General features: G+C 63.8%; 1 protein-coding gene. It reads left to right on the forward strand.

Annotation, left to right across the window (positions count from 1 at the left end):
* Positions 1–329: PDZ domain-containing protein (locus tag CBX98_RS25825; RefSeq protein WP_146192937.1), on the forward strand; the 329-nt coding region annotated here is incomplete at both ends.

Here is a 329-nt window from a genome sequence, read left to right on the forward strand (position 1 = left end):
CCAGTACGGCGGCCTCGGCATCGAGGTACTGCAGGTTGACGGTACGCTGAAGATCGTCTCGCCCATCGACGACACGCCCGCATCGCGCGCGGGCATCAAGCCGGGCGACACCATCGTCAAAGTCGACGGCATGGTCGTCGACAGCCAGAACATCGAAGAGGCGTTCAAGACGCTCCGCGGCGACCCCGGCAGCAAGATCACCCTCACCATCCTGCACGAAAAGTCGGACAAGCCGATCGACCTGCCGCTGGTGCGCGAGCGCATCGCCGTCACCAGCGTGAAAGTGCGACAGCTCGATCCGGGCTACGTCTATATCCGCCTGAGCCAGT

The sequence above is a fragment of the Vibrio sp. T9 genome, assembly GCF_003123985.1.
Taxonomy (GTDB): Bacteria; Pseudomonadota; Gammaproteobacteria; order Enterobacterales; family Vibrionaceae; genus Vibrio; species Vibrio diabolicus.